17 protein-coding genes, 3 tRNA genes and 1 pseudogene are annotated in these 18,333 nt (G+C 55.6%); 7 read left to right on the forward strand and 14 right to left on the reverse strand.

Annotated features, from left to right (window positions below):
- Position 1 precedes the first annotated feature (1 nt).
- The 3 genes from nadR to serB are packed head-to-tail and all read right to left on the reverse strand — an operon-like array spanning position 2 to position 3,625.
- Positions 2–1,231, reverse strand: a complete 1,230-nt coding sequence (nadR, locus tag GTU79_RS23540) for a multifunctional transcriptional regulator/nicotinamide-nucleotide adenylyltransferase/ribosylnicotinamide kinase NadR (RefSeq protein WP_132925852.1) — start codon at positions 1,229–1,231, stop codon at positions 2–4.
- Positions 1,232–1,246: 15 nt separating this feature from the next.
- Positions 1,247–2,632: a DNA repair protein RadA gene (gene radA / locus GTU79_RS23545; RefSeq protein ID WP_203523929.1), complete on the reverse strand. Its 1,386-nt coding sequence runs from the start codon at positions 2,630–2,632 to the stop codon at positions 1,247–1,249.
- A 15-nt stretch (positions 2,633–2,647) separates the two neighbouring features.
- Complete coding sequence (serB, locus tag GTU79_RS23550) at positions 2,648–3,625, reverse strand: phosphoserine phosphatase (protein ID WP_203523930.1); 978 nt, start codon at positions 3,623–3,625, stop codon at positions 2,648–2,650.
- 111 nt (positions 3,626–3,736) lie between these two features.
- On the opposite strand from serB, the gene GTU79_RS23555 reads away from it, so the two are divergent.
- A complete protein-coding gene (locus GTU79_RS23555; RefSeq protein ID WP_203523931.1) occupies positions 3,737–4,405 on the forward strand; it encodes a YtjB family periplasmic protein in 669 nt (222 codons plus the stop codon).
- A 26-nt stretch (positions 4,406–4,431) separates the two neighbouring features.
- On the opposite strand, the gene deoD is transcribed toward GTU79_RS23555, so the two are convergent.
- The 10 genes from deoD to GTU79_RS23605 form a co-directional block, all read right to left on the reverse strand.
- On the reverse strand, positions 4,432–5,151 hold the full coding sequence (gene deoD, locus GTU79_RS23560) for a purine-nucleoside phosphorylase (protein ID WP_203523932.1): 720 nt from the start codon (positions 5,149–5,151) through the stop codon (positions 4,432–4,434).
- Between the two features lie 65 nt (positions 5,152–5,216).
- Entirely contained in the window at positions 5,217–6,440 is a 1,224-nt protein-coding gene (deoB, locus tag GTU79_RS23565; RefSeq protein WP_132925844.1) for a phosphopentomutase, read from the reverse strand.
- Positions 6,441–6,532: 92 nt separating this feature from the next.
- On the reverse strand, positions 6,533–7,861 hold the full coding sequence (gene deoA, locus GTU79_RS23570; protein WP_203523933.1) for a thymidine phosphorylase: 1,329 nt from the start codon (positions 7,859–7,861) through the stop codon (positions 6,533–6,535).
- Between the two features lie 476 nt (positions 7,862–8,337).
- On the reverse strand, positions 8,338–9,132 hold the full coding sequence (locus GTU79_RS23575) for a TatD family hydrolase (protein WP_214513421.1): 795 nt from the start codon (positions 9,130–9,132) through the stop codon (positions 8,338–8,340).
- Positions 9,133–9,362: 230 nt separating this feature from the next.
- The gene (locus tag GTU79_RS23580; protein ID WP_132925838.1) at positions 9,363–9,554 is read right to left on the reverse strand and encodes a CsbD family protein; all 192 of its coding nucleotides are present in this window, start codon (positions 9,552–9,554) and stop codon (positions 9,363–9,365) included.
- Positions 9,555–9,618: 64 nt separating this feature from the next.
- The gene (locus GTU79_RS23585; RefSeq protein ID WP_132925836.1) at positions 9,619–9,780 is read right to left on the reverse strand and encodes a DUF1328 domain-containing protein; all 162 of its coding nucleotides are present in this window, start codon (positions 9,778–9,780) and stop codon (positions 9,619–9,621) included.
- 148 nt (positions 9,781–9,928) lie between these two features.
- On the reverse strand, positions 9,929–10,534 hold the full coding sequence (gene osmY / locus GTU79_RS23590; protein ID WP_132925834.1) for a molecular chaperone OsmY: 606 nt from the start codon (positions 10,532–10,534) through the stop codon (positions 9,929–9,931).
- A gap of 490 nt (positions 10,535–11,024) precedes the next feature.
- On the reverse strand, positions 11,025–12,635 hold the full coding sequence (gene prfC, locus GTU79_RS23595; RefSeq protein ID WP_214513422.1) for a peptide chain release factor 3: 1,611 nt from the start codon (positions 12,633–12,635) through the stop codon (positions 11,025–11,027).
- A 145-nt stretch (positions 12,636–12,780) separates the two neighbouring features.
- Positions 12,781–13,224: a ribosomal protein S18-alanine N-acetyltransferase gene (gene rimI / locus GTU79_RS23600; RefSeq protein ID WP_203523935.1), complete on the reverse strand. Its 444-nt coding sequence runs from the start codon at positions 13,222–13,224 to the stop codon at positions 12,781–12,783.
- Entirely contained in the window at positions 13,202–13,606 is a 405-nt protein-coding gene (locus GTU79_RS23605) for a DNA polymerase III subunit psi (protein WP_203523936.1), read from the reverse strand. The genes rimI and GTU79_RS23605 overlap by 23 nt, the downstream gene beginning before the upstream one ends.
- A 110-nt stretch (positions 13,607–13,716) precedes the next feature.
- Here GTU79_RS23605 and rsmC point away from each other — a divergent pair, with 110 nt between their 5' ends.
- From rsmC to GTU79_RS23635, 6 genes and pseudogenes are all read left to right on the forward strand, one after another.
- Positions 13,717–14,769 (forward strand): 16S rRNA (guanine(1207)-N(2))-methyltransferase RsmC, encoded by a 1,053-nt coding sequence (gene rsmC / locus GTU79_RS23610; RefSeq protein ID WP_203523937.1) that lies wholly within the window; start codon positions 13,717–13,719, stop codon positions 14,767–14,769.
- 161 nt (positions 14,770–14,930) lie between these two features.
- Positions 14,931–15,017: transfer RNA gene (locus GTU79_RS23615), tRNA-Leu, on the forward strand.
- Positions 15,018–15,053: 36 nt separating this feature from the next.
- A tRNA-Leu gene (locus GTU79_RS23620) sits at positions 15,054–15,140 on the forward strand.
- A gap of 63 nt (positions 15,141–15,203) precedes the next feature.
- Positions 15,204–15,290 (forward strand) — tRNA-Leu (locus GTU79_RS23625).
- A 239-nt stretch (positions 15,291–15,529) separates the two neighbouring features.
- A pseudogene (locus GTU79_RS23630) lies at positions 15,530–16,620 on the forward strand (GGDEF domain-containing protein).
- A 351-nt stretch (positions 16,621–16,971) separates the two neighbouring features.
- Positions 16,972–17,493, forward strand: coding sequence for a type 1 glutamine amidotransferase domain-containing protein (locus GTU79_RS23635; protein ID WP_132925823.1), 522 nt, complete (start codon positions 16,972–16,974; stop codon positions 17,491–17,493).
- A 222-nt stretch (positions 17,494–17,715) separates the two neighbouring features.
- On the opposite strand, the gene GTU79_RS23640 is transcribed toward GTU79_RS23635, so the two are convergent.
- A complete protein-coding gene (locus tag GTU79_RS23640; RefSeq protein ID WP_132925821.1) occupies positions 17,716–18,174 on the reverse strand; it encodes a YhbP family protein in 459 nt (152 codons plus the stop codon).
- Positions 18,175–18,333 lie beyond the last annotated feature (159 nt).

Here is an 18,333-nt window from a genome sequence, read left to right on the forward strand (position 1 = left end):
TTCAGCGCTGCCCGAGCATATCCCGCACCAGTTCGATGCATTGCAGGAAGCGCTGGTCGTAATCGGCCACATCAATACGCACAAACGGGATACGGTTGGCATCGAGCAATTCTTCCAGCAGATGCTGGAAGGCGTCCCGATCCGCCGGATTCCCCAGGCTGCGCAAACCATCCGCCACCCAGGGGGTGTTGTTTTTCAGCAAAATCACCAAATCGAAGCGGTACTCGTCAATCATGGCCTGTACAAAAGGATGCTCGCGGCCATGGTAGCGTTTGCAAAACGCCTGGCTGGTGACAAAATCCGTGTCGATAAAGGTGACTTTATTGGCATATTTAACGGCAAAATCAATATACTGCGCCTGCCCCAGCGCAATCTTGTCATAGTCGGAATACTGCAGTGCCATTTCATCCCCGCCCAAATGGGAGAAGACATATTCGCGCCCGTATTCCCAGGCGCTGCTGGTGTTGAAAATATTGGCGAGCTTGTTCACCATGGTGGACTTGCCGCTTGATTCCCCGCCGATGAGCGCCACGGTACGGACAAAAAAGGGTTTGACCTCGGTGGGAATGTATTCCCAGTAGCGAAAAGGATCCTGCCGTATCTGCTCACCGCTGATGGACATAAAGGAACGCTTGGGATCAATCAGAATGGTTTCAATCCCCAGGTGTTCGCGATAACGCTCCACATCCTGGGCTTCGCTGGAATAGACAAAGCCCGGTTCAATGCCTTTATCGCGCATAAACGACCGGATACCGTTGCTCCAGACATCCCAGCCATGGGGATAAGGCTCCATGCCCTGTTCATTAAAGGCATGGATATGGATATTTTTCTGGTATTTAAAGGTCTGCAGCAGCCAGCGCAGCCGATCGCTCAAGGTAGGCTGCTGCGACATGGCGCTGTCTTCAAACAGCTGCCTGTCCCGCGGCTCGTCGAAGCCGAGAATGACGTGCAGTTCATCTACCTGGCTGCAGGCCCGTTGAATGAGATAAATATGCCCGGTATGCAGCGGATAGAACTTGCCGAAGACCACGCCGACTTTCTTCACCCGGCGCGGGAACTCCAGTCCGAGAAAACGGTGGATGGCTTCGAGCTTTTGCGCGCTGGGGCTTTTGATTTTGGCGTTAAGCAGCTGGCTGAGATAGCCTTTGGTCATGTCGCAGCCCTCTGCGACCTGCTGTAACGTGCGTCCCTGCTGTTTAATCGCACTCTTCAGGTAGTCGAATGACGACATAAACGCCCCTCTTGATTATTCCATTTCATCCAGGATGGACAGCGCATCCGTCAATTTTTTAACGCCAAAAATCTGCATATTGTCCTGCGCTTTTTTCGGTACATTGGCAAAGGGTACTATGGCCCGGCGAAAACCGTGTTTGGCCGCTTCGGCGATACGCTCCTGGCCGCTGGGCACCGGACGGATTTCCCCCGCCAGGCCGACTTCGCCGAACACCACCAGATCCCGCGGCAGCGGCCGATCGCGCAGGCTGGAGACCATGGCCAGCATCAGCGCCAGATCGGCGCTGGTTTCGGAAACCTTGACGCCTCCCACCACATTCACAAAGACGTCCTGATCCGCCATCTGCAAACCGCCGTGGCGATGCAGGACCGCCAGCAGAATGGCCAGCCGGTTTTGATCCAGTCCCACCGCCACCCGGCGGGGGTTGCCCAGCATGGAATTGTCCACCAGCGCCTGGATCTCCACCAGCAGGGGGCGGGTGCCTTCCCACACCACCATCACGCTGCTGCCGGAGGTCAGCTCCTCGCCGCGGCTGAGGAAGATGGCCGAAGGATTGCTCACTTCCCGCAATCCCTGCTCGGTCATGGCGAACACCCCCAGCTCATTGACCGCGCCGAAGCGGTTTTTATGGCTGCGCAAAGTGCGGAAGCGGGAATCGGCGTCGCCATCCAGCATGATGGAGCAGTCAATACAGTGCTCCAAGACCTTGGGGCCGGCCAGGGAACCGTCTTTGGTGACATGCCCCACCATCAGGATAGCCACGCCCTGGGTCTTCGCGAACCGCGTCAGGTAAGCGGCGGTTTCCCGCACCTGCGCCACGCTACCGGGGGAGGACTGAATATCCGCCATATGCATCACCTGGATGGAGTCGATCACCATTAAGCGGGGTTTTTCCTGGGCGGCTACCAGGCAAATTTGCTCGATGCTGGTTTCCGACAGCATATTCAGCCCGCCGGTGGGCAGTCCGAGCCGGTGGGCACGCATGGCCACCTGCTGTAATGACTCTTCGCCGGTGACGTACAGGGTATTCATATTTTCGGAGAGCTTGCACAGGGTTTGCAGCAGCAATGTACTTTTACCGGCGCCGGGACTGCCGCCGATAAGGATGGCGCTGCCCGGCACCACACCGCCCCCCAGCACCCGATCGAACTCCTTGAAGCCGGTGGAAAACCGTGGCTGTTCTTCCGGACTGATATCCGACAGCTTGCGCACCCGGCTGACGCCGGATTCCCCGGCAAAACCGCTGAAACGATCGTTGCGCACCGCCGCCGGCGTCGCCGCCAGCCGCACTTCGGTAATGGTATTCCACGCCTGGCAGGCGGTGCATTGCCCCTGCCAGCGGGGGTAATCGGCACCGCACTCGTTACAGACAAACGCACGTTTTACCGCTTTAGCCACAGTTACCTCGGAATTCTAACGCTCCTCGCTTTTCAGATTACCGCTCAGAATGCACAGCACTCCCAGCAAATCCCCATAGCGAATAACGACTTTACTCTGTTCGTTGACCTTGGGCTTGGCATGATAGGCTATGCCCAATCCTGCCGATTGTAGCATTAATAAATCATTGGCACCGTCGCCGATGGCCACCGTCTGGCTGATGGGTATATCCAGCTCTTGCGCCAGCCTGGCCAGCTCGCGGGCCTTGTAGGCGGCATCGACGATAGGCCCTTTTACCAGGCCGGTGAATTTGCCGTCGACAATCTCCAGCTCATTGGCCGCCGCCGAAACCAGGCGCAACTTGTCTCGCAGGTAATCGGCAAAATAGGTGAAACCGCCGGAGGCGATGGCAATATGCCAGCCCAGGCTTTGCAGTTTGCGCACCAGGCCGGTAAGGCCGGGCATCAGCGGCAAGCCGTCGAGCACCTGGCGTAAAATATCCGCGTCCGCGCCCTTGAGGGTCGCCACCCGGTGGCGCAGGCTGGCGGCGAAATCCAGCTCTCCGCGCATGGCGCGCTCGGTAACCGCGGCCACCTGTTCCCCCACCCCGGCCAATTTGGCGATTTCATCAATACACTCAATCTGGATTGCGGTAGAATCCATGTCCATTATCAGCAGGCCGGGCTTGCGCAAATGGGGCGTTTTGCCAAAAGGCGCCACATCCAGCCCCTGCTCATGGGCCAGACGAACGGCCTCTTTGCTCAGCGTTCCCGCCAGCCTGACCACCTGGTAGTCCTCCACGTGCCAGGCGGAAACGATGACCAGGGCCGAGCCGAGGGCGCGCTGAAAAAGGGCCAGGGAAGATTTATCAAGAGTCCTGCCGTACAGCAGCCAGCCGGTGAGTCCCGCCTGATAATCCAGCGGCATCACCTCGTCCCCTCTGAGGGACAGCGGCAGCCCGGGCCACTGGGAGATCCTGGCGGGGAGATCGCAGTAAGTCAGACTATTCGGCATTCAGAACTCCTGTAGGCATAAAGGACCGGCATGATGTAAAGACGCGCATCAAGCTATCCTATCGCCTGCGCTTCTGGCAACATAAAGCGTCCAAAAAAATGAAGGAATTATATGGCCCGTGCCGGACTTTCGTTTCGTTTACACAGAACCGCCATCGTTCTGATTTGCGTGACCCTGCTGGTGATGCTGATGCAGGGAGCATCCTGGTTCAGCCTCAGCCATCAAATGGCCCGTTCGACGCAGGTAGACGAACTGGCGGATACGCTTATTCGCCAGTTGGCCGGTCAATTGGCGCCATTGATGGACGACGGCGGCGATAATAACGCGCCAATCCAGGCGGTATTGGATCAACTCACCGCCGGGGGCCGCATCCTGGACGCCGGCGTCTATGCCATGGACGGCAGTCTGATTGCCCGCTCGGGTGAAAATGTCCCGGTGCGCGACCGGCTGGCTATAGAACGCCCCCGGGCCGGCAGTTACTTTAACCATCAACTGGTGCGCACCATTGCCGACAAAGACGGTCCCAGCGGTTTCGTGCGGCTGACCCTCGATACCCATGTGCTGCAAACCGAGGCCAGGCAGGTGGATAACACCACCAATATCCTGCGCCTGATGCTGCTGCTGGCGCTGGCCATCGGCATTATCCTGGCGCACACTTTGCTTGCGGGCAGCCGCAGCCGCTGGCAGCAATCGCCTTATTTGCTCACCGCCGGCTCCCCGCCGCCCGAACCCCCAGCCGATGATGAGAACGAGGCAGACAAGCATCTTCGAAGTCAATAAGACGGAACTGGATGATAGAAGCCGCCTTATACCCCATCTCCCAGCAATACCGACTCCAGGGCGATTTCAATCATTTCGTTAAAGCTGGTTTGGCGTTCCGCGGCGTTTAGCGCCTCGCCGCTGCGGATATGATCGGACACGGTACAGATAGCCAGCGCCCGTGCGCCGAATTCAGCGGCGACGCCATAAATGCCCGCGGCTTCCATTTCAACGCCCAGGACGCCGTATTTCTCCATCACATCAAACATCTGCGGATCGGGGGTATAGAACAGGTCCGCCGAGAACAGGTTACCCACCCGCACCTTCAGCCCGGCGGCGTTGGCGGCGGCTACCGCATGGCGCAGCAGGTCATAATCGGCAATGGCGGCAAAGTCATGGCCTTTGAAACGCATGCGGTTAACGTTTGAATCAGTGCAGGCCCCCATGCCGATCACGATATCCCTGACCTGCACATCCGCACGCAAAGCGCCGCAGGAACCTACGCGGATGATTTGTTTTACATCGTATTCGGTAATGAGCTCCTTGGTATATATGGAACAGGAGGGGATTCCCATGCCATGCCCCATTACCGAAATCTCGCGTCCTTTATAACTGCCGGTATAACCCAGCATGCCGCGGACGTTATTCACCTCACGGGCCCCATTGAGGAAAGTGCTCGCGATATGCTGAGCCCGCAGGGGATCGCCGGGCATTAAAACCACGTCGGCAAAATCACCTCGTTCAGCATTGATATGCGGCGTCGCCATAAAATTTTCCTTATTGTATGCAAACCATGTATTTCCGGCCGCCGGGCCGGTTCAATTTTTCCGCTTCACAAAATCGCCGTGCCATAGTCCATGGGCGACAAGCCAAAGTAGCGCGCCACGGTCTGGCCGATATCGGCAAAGGTCCCACGATGCCCGTAAGAACCAGGGGTTATTCCATGACCGAAGATAAGCACCGGCACATGTTCACGGGTATGATCGGTGCCGGTCCAGGTGGGGTCGCAGCCATGATCGGCCGTGAGGATCAGCAGGTCCTCGCCGGTCACCCGGCCGAGCAGTTCAGGCAGACGCCGGTCGAACAGCTCCAGCGCCCCCGCGTAGCCGGCCACGTCGCGGCGATGGCCATAGGAGGAATCGAAGTCCACCAGGTTCGTGAAGACGATGGTATTGTCCCCCGCCGCGGCCATCTCGCCCAGGGCGGCGTCAATAAGCGCTTCCAGCCCGGTGGCCTTGATCTTTTTGGTAATCCCCACCTGGGCATAGATATCGGCGATTTTGCCAATGGATACCACGTTGCCGCCCTTCTCTTCCACCAGTTTTTGCAATACGGTGGCCGAAGGCGGCGCCACCGCCAAATCGTGACGGTTACCGGTGCGGGCGAAATGGCCCGGCCCGTCGCCCACGAAGGGACGGGCAATCACCCGGCCGATATTATAGCCGCCGTCCGTGAGCAGTCTACGGGCAATATCACACAGCGCGTAAAGGCGTGTAAGCCCGAAGGTTTCCTCATGGCAGGCTATCTGGAATACCGAATCCGCCGAAGTGTAAAAAATCGGTTTACCGGTGCGCATATGCTCGGCGCCCAGCGCGTCGAGAATCACCGTGCCTGAGGAGTGGCAGTTGCCCAGATAGCCGGGCAACTCCGCTTCCCGCACCAATTTATCCAGCAGTTCCGCCGGAAAACTGTTTTCCGGGCTGGGGAAATATCCCCAGTCGAACAGCACCGGCACGCCGGCGATTTCCCAATGTCCGGACGGCGTATCCTTGCCGGAGGAAATTTCGCTGGCGTAGGCATAAGCGCCGATAATCTCGGCGTGCTCATCTAATCCCGGCGGGAAACGGCCGGTGGATTCCTCGGCGGCCTTGCCCAGGCCCAGCCGCGACAAATTAGGCAGCGCCAGCGGGCCGCTGCGCCCCTGATTGGCTTCGTTTCGCTGGCACCGTTGCGCGATATGTCCCAGGGTATCCGACCCTTGATCGCCGAATTTTGCCGCATCGCCGGCGGCGCCGATACCGAACGAGTCCAGTACCATGATAAAGATACGCTTCATGTTCACTCCTGCTGCGACGCGGCGGCAACTAGCGCCGCGCCTGATAAATTCGTTGACGGAACGTCCCGGTCTCACGGAAGACGCCCGAAATCTTATTCCTGGTTGACTATCCGGCGGTAAACCACCGGTAACGCCGCCGGGGGCTCGGGGGCAATGGCGATCGCCGCCTGTACCGCCTGGGCGGCCTGAATCCAGCCGGCTTCGCTGGCTGCATGGATAACCGCCAGCGGTTGACCTGCCTCCACGACGTCCCCCAGCCGCACCATATCCGTCAGGCCGACGCTGTAATCAATGGTATCGCCGGCCCGGCGGCGTCCGCCCCCCAGAGCCACTACCGCCATCCCCAGTTGCCGGGTATCCATGGCGCAGATATAGCCGCCCCGTGGCGCCGGCACCGGTTTGCTCAGGGTGGCCGCCGGCAGATATCTGTCATAGCGGCTGATAAAATCGGCGGGCCCTCCCTGGGCGGCCACCATGCGGCCGAAACGCTCCGCCGCTTCGCCGTTGTCCAGCACCCGCTGGAGCCGCGCCCGGGCCACTTCATCGCTGACAGCCAGGCCGGCGGAAACCAGCATCTCGCTGCACAAGGCCATGGTCACTTCATACAGGCGGGGGTTGCGCCCATCGCCGGTAAGAAAGCGCACCGCCTCACGCACTTCCAGCGCGTTGCCGGCGCTGGAGGCCAGCACCTGGTTCATGTCGGTGAGCAGCGCCGTGGTCCTGCACCCCGCGCCGTTGGCTACCCCGACAATGGCCTCGGCCAATGCCACCGACCGGGCATAATCCGGCATCAGGGCGCCGGAACCGACCTTGACGTCCATCACCAGAACATCCAGTCCCTCCGCCAGCTTTTTCGCCAGTATCGACGCGGTAATCAGCGGAATGGAATCCACCGTCGCGGTAATATCGCGTGTGGCATAGAATCGCTTGTCCGCCGGCGCCAGCGAGTTGGTCTGGCCGATAATCGCCACTCCCACCGTTTTAATTTGCGCGCGGAATTTGTCGTCGTCCGGGAAGATATTCAGACCCGGAACGGCTTCCAATTTGTCCAGCGTCCCGCCGGTATGTCCCAAACCACGCCCCGACACCATAGGCACGTAGCCGCCGCAGGCCGCGATCATCGGTCCCAGCATCAGGGAGGTGACATCGCCCACGCCGCCGGTGGAATGTTTATCCATCACCGGTCCGTCCAGGGAACAATTTTTCCAATCCAGGACATGGCCCGAGTCCCGCATCGCCAGCGTCAGCGCCACCCGTTCAGGCAAATCCATATCGTGGAAAAAAATGGTCATCGCCAGCGCGGCGATTTGCCCTTCCGACACGGAATTATCCCGTACTCCATTGATAAAAAAGCGAATCTCTTCTTCATTCAGTGATTCGCCGTCACGTTTTTTTCGTATGATTTCTTGAGCCAGGTACAAGGTAACCCCCTGCAAAAGCTAACGCGGGCAACACGCCCAAAAAAAAGCACCGGGCGGAGTATCCGCCTTATCCGTTACAAATTGATTCTGCGGTTAATCGCCGCTATCGGGATGGGGCAAGGAGTGGCCCGGGATCGGGGGCAGAGAAGCCGGCAAGCTTGGGGCGCCGAAGCGGAAACGGCATGCGTCCCCCCGCTCCGGTCCCATGACGGGGCCGGCCGATGCAAGATAAGATGCCGCTAGGGCGATGGTACGCACGACGGGCCGCAATCAACTTATTCATAGTACTCTCCAACTTTCCGGTTTTGCATGTTGGCGAGCGGACTTGGTTCCTTGAAGAAGGCCCTGTTACCGGGCATCTGAGATCCCTCTCACCGCATAAGCCTGTCTCAGAGGCGCAGGGGTAAAATGCCCTGCCTTACGCGCGCTTCTATTTTTTCACACTTGGCGCAAATTAGCTGCCTGTAGATAAAGATTTATGCGTTAGATCGCGCTAATCCAAACAGAGCGAGGGTATTGCGGTAGATTATTTCAGCAATCCGTTCCGGCGGCTCGTCACGTAGCTCGCATAGTACCCGGAAGGTTTCCCGCACGCGTTCGGGACGGTTGGGCTGCCCTTGGAAACCCGACAGCGGCATATCCGGCGCGTCGGTTTCAAGCAGCAGCCATTCTAGCGGCAAACGCGCCATGACGCCGCGGGTTTTGGTGGCGCGCGCATAGGTGATGGTCCCGCCGACGCCAATATAATAACCCCGCTTGATAAACGCCTCCGCCTGCTGATAACTGCCGGCGAAACCATGCACCACGCCGGTACGGGGCAGATCGACCCGCCGCAGCAGGGCGGCCAGCCGGTCATGGGTGCGGCGCGAATGCAGGATAACCGGCAGATCATAGCGTTTAGCCAAATGGAGCTGATCTTCCAGCAAGGCAACCTGCCGCGTCATCAATGGCTCGTCGATATAATCATCCAGGCCGATTTCTCCCAGCGCCACCAGTTTGCCCCTGGGGGAACGAAGACAGTGCTCAAGCAGCGCCAGCCCATCATCGTCATGGCGGCATATGGCGATGGGATGCATTCCCAGGGCGGCATACAGCGCCGGATAACGCTCGGACAGCGCAAGCACGCCGGCGAAACGATCCGCCTCCACCGCAGGCACGATGATCCGCTGTACGCCGGTCTCGTTCGCACGGGCAATACTGCCGGCTTCATCACCACTGAAAGGGGAGAAATCGAAGTGGCAATGCGTATCGATGAAAACCGGTTTTGTCATGAGGACACCTAAGCTAAAGCACGTCGTTTTCTTTCACCTACGGGAATGATAAACGTCAACGCCGAATCAGAGGAGTATAGAACATAATGATAATTGCTTTAAAACCGGGAGTGTTAATGAGGATATAGGAAAAGTAAGTTAAAACAGGCTGTTCAGAAGAAAAAAACATGACCGCTGATGAATACGCGGTCCTGTTGTCATCCGCCAAAAAAGCCAGAATATACTGAGAATCAATGAAGATTCTCTGATTCCGGCGCCGTGGCGGGTTGTATGGATTTGCCGTAATCTTCCTGTATGACCCCGGAGAGGTAATCGTTGCTTCCCGCAACCCAGGCGCAGTCGCTATCAAACCACTCTGCCCATAATAACCACATCTGGCTTTTCCACTGCTTCAATCTGCCAACAACGATGTCGCTATTCATATCCCCCTCCCCGGCACTCACCGCATGGGTGAAGACTTTACAGGAATATTATGACAATTGCTCGCTACAAACGCCGACGGCCGGTAAACAAGCTGATCAGGAACAGTATAATGCCGACCACGAAGACTATTTTGGCCGCCCATGCTGCTGTACCTGCCAAACCACCGAAACCTAAAGCTGCGGCAATTAAAGCGATAACCAAGAATATAATGCCCCAACGAAACATAAGCCTCTCCTTACCCAAATAATTGAAATATTTTTTTTCGTCTCTACCCGGATTAAGGGGAACGGCTCGCTCCCCGGGCAGGTTGCTACATTACTATTTAGTGCCCATGCCCGGGATTAATGTTCTAGGAACATTAATCCCCAAACTATTATGATTTTTGAATTACCCGTAAATCGTTTTTAACACTTTTCACACCATCAACGGCTTTTGCAACGCTTTCAGCGCGATCGGCTACCCGTGCATTTTGCACGCGGCCGCTGAGCTGAACCACGCCATTGTCAGTGGTCACTTTGATCTTACGCGACGGGACTACGCTGTCAGCCAGGAATTTAGCTTTCACTTCGCTGGTTATGGCGGAGTCGCTGGCATAGGATTTGGCGGTAGTACCAGCTTCTTTAACATGAAGCTTATCGCTGACGCTGCTTACGCCATCCACAGATTTGGCGGCGGTAACCGCACGTTCAGCTTGCATCTGATCGTTAACAAAACCGCTCAACGTCACCATGCCGTGATTGGTCTCAACGGAGATATCGGTGCTGTTGATGCCTTTATCGCTTACCAGCGCGCTCTTCACTTTCGCGGTAACCGCGCTGTCGCCCATATAGTTGGAGGCGCTCTTCATCGAGTTATCGATTTTAGCCGCGGTACTGTTGGCATCGGTCTTGATGGTATCATTGGCCATCGCGGAGGTGCCGGCGAGGATGGTACCGAGAACTAAAGCCGTAAGTGTCTGTGAAATATGTAAGTTTTTCATAGGTGTTTCCTTTTCGCTATCTACCCGAATCAGGGTTTTTTTTGCCGCAAATGCGGCCGTACTAACTGCCACCCGGCCGATTCACCGGGAAAGCATCAAAATCTTGGGGCACCGCGATATGGCGGTGACTCATTCGATTAACAGGATTAAGGCTATGGCTATATGTTTCTGCACAATATAGAGAGTTATTGCTTTCAAAATGCAGTCGGTAGCTTTTCACTCTAATTCAAACGGTTTAACTAGCTAAATACACCGTTTCGTCAGCGACAATTTAACTATAGACCAGAAATAACAAATTGCATGGTTATGAGGTTAAAAATCATCAAAATTGATGGATAAGCAAGGATTTAGGAACAATCCGTACTTCATGGCAGGAATAGGCATGACGGTAAAGCCAGGTTCCGGGCCCGCCAGCAACGCGCCCGGTGGATTGACTCTTCTGTCGTTCAGCCCGGCATTAACGAATGCTCGATAATGCCGGCCCCTATTGCTATGGAAAAACGGCGGGGGGGTAATGCTCGCGGGGTTTTTGGGAATGCACATCCGGGGAGCGGTCCTGAGTCAGGGTCAGGTTCACCATGCTCGGCGCAATATAAGACAGGTTATCACCGCCATCCAGCGCCAGATTCAGCTCGTTCTTGCGTTTAAACTCTTCGAGTTTTTTTGGGTCATTGCATTCAACCCAGCGGGCGGTGGAAACATTCACCGATTCGTACAGCGCTTCACAGTTGTATTCGCTCTTTAACCGGGCCACCACCACTTCGAACTGCAGTACGCCCACGGCGCCAACAATCAAATCGTTATTGGTAATGGGGCGGAAAACCTGTACCGCGCCTTCCTCGGAAAGCTGGACCAGCCCTTTTAGCAGCTGCTTTTGTTTCAACGGATCGCGCAAACGAATACGACGGAACATTTCCGGCGCGAAGTTCGGAATACCGGTGAACTTCATTTTTTCACCCTGGGTGAAGGTGTCGCCGATCTGAATGGTGCCGTGGTTATGCAGGCCGATGATGTCGCCGGGATAGGCTTCTTCAATATGCGAACGGTCGCCGGCCATGAATGTCAGGGCATCGGCAATCAACACCTCTTTACCGGTCCTGACCTGATACAGCTTCATGCCGGTTTCATAGCGCCCCGACACGACGCGCATAAAGGCCACGCGGTCACGGTGTTTAGGATCCATGTTGGCCTGGATTTTAAAGACGAAGCCGGTAAATTTCTCCTCGTCGGCGGTAACGACGCGGGTATCGGTTTTACGCGGCATCGGCGGGGGCGCCCAGGCCACCAAACCGTCCAGCATATGATCGACGCCGAAATTGCCCAGCGCGGTGCCGAAAAAGACCGGGGTAAGTTCGCCGCGCAGGAATGCCTGCTCCTCGAACGGATGGGACGCGCCCTGCACCAGTTCCAGCTCTTCCCGCAGCTGCGCCGCCAGATCTTCCCCGACGGCTTTATCCAAATCGGGATTATTCAGGCCTTTGACAATCCTCACTTCCTGGATGGTATGGCCCTGACCGGTCTGATAGAGGTAAGTCTCGTCCTTATAGAGGTGGTAAACCCCTTTGAATAATTTACCGCAGCCGATGGGCCAGGTAATGGGCGCACAGGCAATACGAAGCTCGTGCTCCACTTCATCCAGCAGCTCCGTCGGATCGCGGATATCGCGATCGACCTTGTTCATAAAGGTCAGGATCGGCGTATCCCGCAGGCGGGTAACTTCCATCAGTTTACGGGTACGGTCTTCCACGCCTTTGGCGGCGTCGATAACCATCAAGCAGCAGTCCACCGCCGTCAGCGTCCGATAGGTGTCTTCCGAGAAGTCCTCATGCCCGGGGGTATCCAGCAAATTGATCAGGGCATGCTGATAAGGGAACTGCATGACCGACGTGGTAATGGAAATGCCGCGCTGTTTTTCCATTTCCATCCAGTCGGATTTCGCATGGTGGCTTGAGCCTCTGCCCTTTACCGTCCCGGCGGTAAGGATGGCGTGTCCGAACAGCAGGACTTTTTCAGTAATAGTGGTTTTACCGGCGTCGGGGTGCGATATAATCGCAAAAGTTCGCCGGGCCGCAACTTCCGCGGCGTAAGAAGCATTCTTCATCTTCTGTTTCTCGATGGGTACATCTTGATGTACGCGTTTTCTAATAAAATGTTGCCGATGCCAGATTCTACATGGAGACCGGGTCTATTGATATATCCTGAGTACGCCGATTTGCAGGAAGGCGGCGGCGCGGCGAATCCCGCCGTCATCCCAATGGCAGGGCCATGATGATGGCATCCTCGCGCCCGGCGGCGGCAGGATAATAGTCACGTCGCACCGAGACCTCGTTGAACCCCAGGGACTGATACAGCGCAATGGCGGCAGAATTGGATTTCCGGACTTCCAGCCATAACGTCAATATGCCCCGGTTCTCCAATTCGCCGATAAGGTATTCCAGGAGTTCTCGCCCTAAGCCGCGGCGCTGGTACTCGGGATGAACGGCGATATTGAACAGCGACGCTTCGTCAAGCACCGTTTGGGTAATGGCATATGCCGCCAGCCGTTCCCCGACGGAAAGCTTGAAATTCAGATACCGATCGCCCTGATTATCGGCGAAAGTCTTTGCCGACCAGGGGAATGCATGGCTGGCCTGCTCAATGTGCCACGCATCCCGTAGATCGGCGGGGCTAAGCGGAGAAATCTTGTTCATAACGACAAATCTGCTGCCATAGATCGCGCTTGGCCGCGGCGTTGCCCAGCAGGGCGGCCAGCGGCGGCGTGGTAAAAGAGACCCCGGACAGGGAACGCGTCGCCTCAAGCCCCATCCACCAGCTGTGGCAGCGGGTCTGGGGGGGCAGCATCACTACCTGTTCAGGCGTAAGCCGGTATAACTGATGCAGTGACAGGCCCAGGCTGCGCGCCACATCCCCCACCAGAGGATGCTCCGCCGCCGGCGGCGCCTCGGCCACGATCAACAGGCGGATTTCCGGCGGCAACACCACCGCCACCTCCCCCGACAGCGCGGCGGGACGCCGCAGCGTCCATTGCGTGATACCCAGTTGATGCAACAGCCAATCGCGTCTTGATGTCATTACTTTTCCGTTCGCGAGGTAAATTCACGCCGCCATGCTACCAAACCCATCGAACACGGGGCAATAAAGCACTATACTCCCCGCTCGGATTAATGAGGAGCCTTTGTCGCATGCCAGTGTTAACACCAGCCAGTGAAGTGATACTTCGTCACGAAGACGATTTTTTGAATAAGCGGGTACTGTTTGCCGGCGATGTACAGGATTTGCTGCCCGCCGAACTCGAGGCCGAAAACGTATTGGTCCATACCGCCTGGTATCATCACTGTCTGGCGCTGCAAGGGAAAATGCCTGCGGAAAACGTGCGCTACGGTTTGCTGGCGCAGGCCGATTTTGTCCGGCAATGCGATACGCTCATCTATTTCTGGCCGAAAAACAAGCCGGAAGCTCAATTCCAGCTGTTTAACGTACTCTCGTTGCTGCCCCTTGGCGCCGATGTGTTTGTAGTGGGAGAGAACCGCAGCGGCGTGCGCAGCGCCGAACCGATGCTGGCGGAATATTGCCCGTTGACCAAAATCGACAGCGCCCGCCGCTGCGGTTTGTACCACGGCAGCCTGCAAAACGCCCCGCACTTTGACCTGGACTCGTTCTGGAGCGGCTATCAGCTTGACGGGCTGACGATAAAAACCCTGCCGGGGGTGTTCAGCCGGGACGGGCTGGATACGGGCAGCCAGCTTTTACTCTCCACCTTTGAAAAGCCGGTGATCGGCGCCATAGCGGATATCGGCTGCGGCACCGGGGTGCTGGCGGCGGTGCTGGCCACCCGGTTTCCCGGGCTGGACCTGACCCTCGGCGATGTACATGCGCCGGCATTGGCTGCCAGCCAGGCCACACTGGACAGCAATCATCTCACCGGCAACGTGGTGGTGAGCGATGTCTATTCAGGTTTGCCGGGGCGTTTTGATATGATTTTGTCCAACCCGCCTTTCCATGACGGCATGCACACCAATCTGCAGGCGGCGGAAAATCTGATTCGCGGCGCGCAGGCCCATCTGCGCATCGGCGGCCAGCTGCGCATCGTCGCCAATGCCTTCCTACCCTACCCGGCGCTGTTGGACGCGGTGTTTGGTAACCATACCGTATTGGCGCAAACCGGCCGGTTCAAGGTCTACCAGGCTATCCATACCGTTTCACGCGGGAAAGGCAAGTCCGGCAAAGGGGCGTAACCCACATTGAATGCCAAAGCGGACAGGAGACGGAAATTTGCGCGAGGTACCGCTTTTTTTACGTCAAATGCCCGCTTCAGCTCAAATAATTATTGACCTTGACGCCAAAACCTCTAGAATTCGCCTCCGTGGTGGCAGGGCGTAAGCCAGGCCGGTGTCATGCGAAGGTGGCGGAATTGGTAGACGCGCTAGCTTCAGGTGTTAGTGTCTTAACGGACGTGAGGGTTCAAGTCCCTCTCTTCGTACCAGCACAACCACAGCCTATCGGCACGACCGACTTGCACGCGATGGTGGCGGAATTGGTAGACGCGCTAGCTTCAGGTGTTAGTGTTCTTACGGACGTGAGGGTTCAAGTCCCTCCCTTCGCACCAATCGGTGGCGATGCCGGATAGAGTGTAGTAGCGGTAAAATTTCAACATGATGAAGAACGTTGTGCGAAGGTGGTGGAATTGGTAGACGCGCTAGCTTTAGGTGTTAGTGTCCTTACGGACGTGAGGGTTCAAGTCCCTCTCTTCGCACCAAATTTCTTTATCACTCATGTTCCGATAAATCCCCCTCATTAGAATCATTCGTACTGTACGCCCATAAGCCGGCCCCGCACATCGGCGGATGACAGGAGCCCATAAAACTGTTAAATTATCCTAACGGGCATTAAAATTTTAAATATAAAACCAAACAAAATTATTAACACGAAACTCTTTCCAGGATTCGTGTCGTCTGTTATAGCCATTTTCCATCGATGGAGCTTACCAGTTAGGACATGATAAATATTTATAGTTATGATGAACTTCGTAAGAGTAAGCATCGCCTCTCGCTGCTATTGTTTCTTCTTCTTAATATCGCACTTTCGATATTTTATGTTCTTAATGCTTTAAATAATTCCGCTTCCGCTACTTTACCTTCTCTTATAGTGGCGCTATTTTGCGGGTCAGCAATAATAGCCTGTAACTTCCAATTGAAAAGCTATGCGCATGAACTGAATTTTTGCAATTTGTATTGGCATGTTATGGGCTTGGCATATCGACATTCGCTTTAATAGCACCGCCGTCAACGATAGCGACTTTTATTATACAGCCTGATGGTGATATTTTTATCAGCGCCATCTCGCTCACCGATAACTTTATCGCGTTTTGCCTGCATAGTTTGCCGTCGGCCTTGACCGTTATCGTACTGGATGACTTTGCCCATATCCTGACGCTGCTTTTCACCATCGCGTTGCCTCTTGTCAGTTTTTCACTGCATAACCTCATGCAAAAACGCAGCGAAGCCTTTACGTCCGAACTGGTGAGAAGGTTAAGCGAAGAACGGGAAAAATTCAGCGATCTGAGCATGATCGATCCGCTGACCGGACTCTATAACCGCCGGGGTTTGCATAACAGGCTGAATAATCTGCCCGGCGATCGGCCGGTTCGCCACTATATACTGCTGCTGGATATCGATCATTTCAAAGCCTACAACGATAACTACGGCCATACCATGGGGGACAGCGCACTGGTGGCCGTGGCGGCAGCCATTCGTGATACGGTCCGCTCCAGGGATATCGTAGTGCGCTACGGCGGCGAGGAGTTTTTGGTCATGCTGATTGACGTCGACGAAAGTATCGCCATCGCCTCCGCCGAAGCCGTAAGGCAGGCGGTGCTGGATTTGAAAATTCCCCATAAGTTTAATGACAAGGTTTCTACTAACGTGACGTTAAGCGCCGGTATTGCCGTGATGGCCGACAATGATATTGAGGCCTCGCTGCGCGCCGCCGATACCGCGCTCTATTTAGCGAAAAACCGCGGCAGGAACTCCATTGAAATTGCCGGATATAAAACCGAGCAGCAGATGAAATTGTCCGCCAAAACCTGAATGGCCGGTGTTGTTCGACGGCATGCCAATAAATACCTCAGTATTATCTTAAACCATGGAATACTGAGGAAAAGAATATCCCGGTTATATCCCGCTGAAAATAATATATATTAATAAGATTCAAAGAAAAAATTTATTTTGAAACATTAGACCAATTATTTATAATTTAACGAATATTCTGCTCATACCGGCCTTTAGGCGCCGTTTTGCCGTTCGCTTATGTTCTTCGGTGACATTTTTCCGCTCCTCAATAAACCGCTGTTATTCTCCCGGTTTAACCGCCTTACTTGCCGCCTGTCTGATTCAGCACTAGGCTTAGTTGAGCTCAATTCTTACTAAACGGAGGACGGGATGAGCAAGAAAATCGCTGTTTTGATCACCGATGAATTTGAAGATGCCGAATTTACCTCCCCGGCCCAAGCGTATCAGAATGCCGGACACCAGGTTATCACCATAGAGAAAAAAGCCGGCAACACCATAACCGGTAAACGCGGGGAAGCTAAAGTTACCATCGATAAGGCCATAGACGATGTGAATGAATCAGACTTTGACGCCTTGTTGCTGCCCGGCGGCCATTCGCCCGATTCGCTGCGGGGGGATGATCGTTTCGTTGAGTTTACCCGCGCTTTCGCCGCCAGCGGCAAGCCTATTTTTGCCATCTGTCATGGTCCGCAGCTGCTGATCAGCGCCGACGCGGTGCGAGGCAAAAAAATGACCGCCGTCAAACCCATCGTGGTGGATCTGATCAATGCCGGGGCCGATTTCTTTGACAAAGAAGTGGTTGTGGATAACGACACGCTGGTCACCAGCCGTACGCCGGATGATTTACCCGCGTTCAATCGCGAATCACTGCGTATTCTGAATAAGAAGTAACGGTACCGATCATAGGCCTGGTTACCATCAGGCCTTTGAGCTTGTGGGCAATGTGACCGGTCGGGACAGGCTACCAGATCGTAAACACGCCGTGAATCCATCCTTGGAGGCTCGATCCGCGCCGTCCCTGGCGCGGACGGTTTACTCTTCTGGCAGCCTGTCCCTACTTATTAACTCCGAGTACGCTTGTCAGCAGTCTGATAGCCCTGGTGACCATCAGGCCTATACTCTTTCTGGTGTATTACCGGCTTCCCGGACCCAGCTTAGCTTGGTGCCGAAACCCAGCTTGTTGTTGGTGAATTTGATTTCATCCAATCTTAGCTGCCAGATGGGCGTGCTGGCGATTTTCGCCAGCGGGAAACGCGAGGTATAAAGCTTACGCGCTTCATCCGCCTGTGGGCCGCTGAGCACCGTCATTTCACCACTGTACTGGACGCCTTTGATCAGGCTGACGGTGATGGTCTGATCGCTGATGGTGCCCGCCACATGCCGGTATTGCGCCAGCAACGTTCCATGGCGGGTGCCGTGATCCGTCAGCATATATAGCGTCATTTCGGCTTCATTAAGCGCATAAAAGCAATTGGCGCACCAGAGGCTTTGGGCATCGCCGACACACATCGACAACACGTGCTGTTTTTTCAGATAAGCGACGATGGCTTTAAGATCGGAGTCTGTCTTCACGGCAATTGCTTACTCTCTATAAGGTTTTTATCAGAATATAGCGGTGCGTCACAGACTGTCCACTTCTTTTCTGCCGGAAATTTCATCGTTTCTCCGATTTAGCCCCGGGCCGGTGAAATAGGTTACAATAACCGCCCCGTGACCACGATTTCCCGGAGC

This window comes from Sodalis ligni (assembly GCF_016865525.2).
Lineage (GTDB): Bacteria > Pseudomonadota > Gammaproteobacteria > Enterobacterales > Enterobacteriaceae > Acerihabitans > Acerihabitans ligni.

Coding starts and splice junctions, on each gene's coding strand:
- osmY (WP_132925834.1), bottom strand. CDS start 10,534: ATGAAAAACTTACATATTTCACAGACACTTACGGCTTTAGTTCTCGGT.
- rimI (WP_203523935.1), bottom strand. CDS start 13,224: ATGAACAAGATTTCTCCGCTTAGCCCCGCCGATCTACGGGATGCGTGG.
- prfC (WP_214513422.1), bottom strand. CDS start 12,635: ATGAAGAATGCTTCTTACGCCGCGGAAGTTGCGGCCCGGCGAACTTTT.
- GTU79_RS23635 (WP_132925823.1), top strand. CDS start 16,972: ATGAGCAAGAAAATCGCTGTTTTGATCACCGATGAATTTGAAGATGCC.
- GTU79_RS23575 (WP_214513421.1), bottom strand. CDS start 9,132: ATGACAAAACCGGTTTTCATCGATACGCATTGCCACTTCGATTTCTCC.
- deoB (WP_132925844.1), bottom strand. CDS start 6,440: ATGAAGCGTATCTTTATCATGGTACTGGACTCGTTCGGTATCGGCGCC.
- rsmC (WP_203523937.1), top strand. CDS start 13,717: ATGCCAGTGTTAACACCAGCCAGTGAAGTGATACTTCGTCACGAAGAC.
- nadR (WP_132925852.1), bottom strand. CDS start 1,231: ATGTCGTCATTCGACTACCTGAAGAGTGCGATTAAACAGCAGGGACGC.
- GTU79_RS23585 (WP_132925836.1), bottom strand. CDS start 9,780: ATGTTTCGTTGGGGCATTATATTCTTGGTTATCGCTTTAATTGCCGCA.
- deoD (WP_203523932.1), bottom strand. CDS start 5,151: ATGGCGACGCCGCATATCAATGCTGAACGAGGTGATTTTGCCGACGTG.
- serB (WP_203523930.1), bottom strand. CDS start 3,625: ATGCCGAATAGTCTGACTTACTGCGATCTCCCCGCCAGGATCTCCCAG.
- GTU79_RS23605 (WP_203523936.1), bottom strand. CDS start 13,606: ATGACATCAAGACGCGATTGGCTGTTGCATCAACTGGGTATCACGCAA.
- GTU79_RS23580 (WP_132925838.1), bottom strand. CDS start 9,554: ATGAATAGCGACATCGTTGTTGGCAGATTGAAGCAGTGGAAAAGCCAG.
- GTU79_RS23555 (WP_203523931.1), top strand. CDS start 3,737: ATGGCCCGTGCCGGACTTTCGTTTCGTTTACACAGAACCGCCATCGTT.